This is a genomic window from Stieleria sp., from assembly GCF_041595215.1.
GTDB classification, from domain to species: domain Bacteria; phylum Planctomycetota; class Planctomycetia; order Pirellulales; family Pirellulaceae; genus Stieleria; species Stieleria magnilauensis.
This window is the reverse complement of record NZ_JBFHKV010001101.1, coordinates 1-2,775: the sequence shown is the minus strand read 5'-3', so window position 1 is coordinate 2,775 and position 2,775 is coordinate 1. Positions and strand designations below refer to the sequence as shown.

General features: G+C 56.6%; 3 protein-coding genes. 1 reads left to right on the top strand and 2 read right to left on the bottom strand.

Going from position 1 to position 2,775, the window contains the following annotated elements; translation table 11 throughout:
- Window positions 1-168 precede the first annotated feature (168 nt).
- Window positions 169-516: a hypothetical protein gene (locus ABX749_RS28490; RefSeq protein WP_372899016.1), complete on the bottom strand. Its 348-nt coding sequence runs from the start codon at window positions 514-516 to the stop codon at window positions 169-171.
- A gap of 5 nt (window positions 517-521) precedes the next feature.
- On the bottom strand, window positions 522-836 hold the full coding sequence (locus ABX749_RS28485; protein ID WP_372899015.1) for a sulfatase-like hydrolase/transferase: 315 nt from the start codon (window positions 834-836) through the stop codon (window positions 522-524).
- Window positions 837-1,369: 533 nt separating this feature from the next.
- Between ABX749_RS28485 and ABX749_RS28480 the strand changes: the two genes are divergently transcribed.
- Window positions 1,370-2,775, top strand: a 1,406-nt coding sequence (locus ABX749_RS28480; protein ID WP_372899014.1) for a PAS domain S-box protein, incomplete at its 3' end; no start/stop codon positions are given.

Below are 2,775 nucleotides of genomic sequence, written 5' to 3'. Positions count from 1 at the left end.
TACCTGTTGCGAACCCGTCGATCGCGGTGGCGTAACCGTTGCAAATTTTGTGCCGCATTGCCGCTGGCACCACCCGGGATTGATCCTCCCCCACCTCTCTCGGGATACGATTAGCGGCGAACCGATTCCGCGCCGCGCGCTTGTAAGGTTGATCGCCCCCAGTGACGGTCAGCGAGCCATCTCGCTCCGCAAACGCTGTCGAAGCGACGCTTGAACGGCTTGGTGCTCCGGCCGATCGGCGAGATTGACGCGCTCGATCCCGTCGCTTCCATAGGCGTACAACTCTCGAAAAGCTGCATTTTGGGTGTTCCCCTTTAGCGGCCGCCATTCGGTGTAGCGGTGCGTCTTCGTTCGAATCGAATAGCCCATGTAGCCGCCTTTGGGATACTGACTGATGGCGACTTCTTGGCCGGGTGCGTCGGGGTCGCGAACGTTGCCGGCAAAGCTTTCGCCTTCGGCACCGGAATGGATCGGCAATCCCGCCAGTTCGCTGAGCGTTGGATGCAAATCGACCAATTCGATCAATCCCTCACACCGCCGACCGCGCGGCAGTCCGTTCGCAAACCGCTCAGCAAGCTCGCCCGTGACGGCATGCAAACGGCCCACTGGCAATAAGCTCGCTCAAACAAAACCCCTTCGCGGGCCAGACGATCGATGTTTGGACTGTGGATGTGGGCGGCGCCGTAGCATCCCAACTCAGGTCGCAAGTCGTCGATCCCGATGAATAGAATGTTCGGCCGATCGACGTCGTTTGCGACGGTGCTGCTAGCCATCACGATCAATGTCGCGAGCAACACGACACAGCCCATCGAATGAATCGTCACGGAAGTTCGCATGGTGTTCTGACCGTTCGTCTGTAGGTCTAAGAGTGTGGCATTGAAACGTGTTACCCGTTGTCAACGCTAACTCTCTGACAACGTTTGTCCAACTCCCGCTAAGTCTACACAAACGGAGAAGCCGTTCGTGCTGGCGCGAACCGGCTGATGTCAAACCAAGATCAGCCGTTTGGCGCGAGCCGACGGGCCCCAGCACGAGAGGGCGCGACCAGGCCGAACCTGTCAAAGGCGGAAATCAAACGGTGGTGACCGTGCGATGGAATCAATCGACGTCCGTCACCAATCGGGGCGGGTTGCGGCATGGCTGGAAGAACAAGGATTGAAAGCGGAGTAGAACATCAGGTTGATTCAATACTCGATGGCGCAATGACGGCACGAATTGAAGTGGCAGAATGAGACGCCTCACCGTCGGAGTTAGTCGGAATCTCTCGCTGAAACGGGTCAACGGAAGAAAGGCCTGGACATCTGGAGTAGAATAGCAATCTCGGGACATCGTTTCCGAGGCAAACTCTTCGACGTCGGAGCGAGACGCGGTGGATATACGAACCTCCTACATGGACCTCGGGTCGCTACACACGGCCAAGGACCAGCCTTTTACGAGAGATCAGCTTGTCAGAACGCTGATCAACGCGGCTCGACATCTCGTCTGGTGCACGTCGATGGACGGCAAGTTGCTGTATGTCAATCGCGTCGCCGAGCGTGTCTATGGCAGACCGCTCAAGGAACTGACGGCCGACCCCAATTACTGGCTGGACGCAATCCACCCGGACGACCGCGAGACCGTCGTCGCGAATCTGGACAATTTGCTTGAAAAAAAGCACATCGAACAGGACTATCGCGTCGTGCGTCCCAACGGTTCGGTGATCTGGCTACACGACCGAGTCAGCGTGGTCCACGATGCCAACCGCCAACCAAAATTCGTCGGCGGGATTGGTACGGACATCAGTGCGATTCGCGAATCCGAAGCGCTCTATTCGTCACTGGTCGAGTGCATGCCGATGCAGGTCGTCCGCAAGGACATGAAGGGCAAAGTGGTGTTCGGCAACGAGCTGTACTGCGAGTCGATGGGGATGTCGTTGGATGAGATCTTGGGGAAGACCGATTTCGATCTCTTTCCCAAGGACTTGGCGAAGAAATATCGACAAGACGATCGTCGCGTCGTCAAAACGGGCAAGGTCGTCAATCATGTCGAAGCCCATGAGAAAGCCGACGGCGAACGGGTTTACATGGAAACGTTTAAAGGCCCGGTTTACGACGCCGCCGGAAATATTAGTGGCATCCAGATCATGTTTTGGGATGTCACACAGCGACATCAAGCCGAACAGGAAGTGCGTGCGGCGAAGGAGGTTGCCGAGGCTGCCAAAGAGATGGCGGAACAGGCCAACCAGGCCAAGAGCGAGTTTCTGGCAAACATGAGCCATGAGATTCGCACGCCGATGAATGGGATCATCGGGATGACCGAGTTATTGCTTCACACGACGCCGACGTCGGAACAACGTGACTACTTGAACATGGTCAAACAGTCGGCCGACTCACTGCTGCGGCTGCTCAACGACATTCTCGATTTTTCCAAGATCGAAGCGGGTAAACTTGACCTGGATCATCATCCCTTCAGTCTTCGTGATTGCATCGGGCAAACGATCCAGACGCTCGGTTGCCGTGCCGGGGGCAAGGGGTTGGAAATGCTTTGTCATGTCGCGCCCGAGATCCCCGACATGCTCGTCGGTGACGCGGGGCGACTGGGACAGATCGTTGTCAATCTGGTGGGCAATGCGATCAAATTCACCGAGGAAGGCGAAATCGAAGTCGTCGTCCATCTCGAATCCAGCACTGAAGATTCAGTCGGTCTGCAGATTTCGGTCCGCGACACAGGGATCGGAATTCCTCCCGATCGTCAACAAGCCGTTTTTGAATCCTTTCGACAAGCCGATGCGTCGAC

What these genes read in the sequence shown, in the direction of transcription:
- ABX749_RS28485 (WP_372899015.1), bottom strand. Translation starts at nt 836, where the DNA reads ATGCGAACTTCCGTGACGATTCATTCGATGGGCTGTGTCGTGTTGCTC.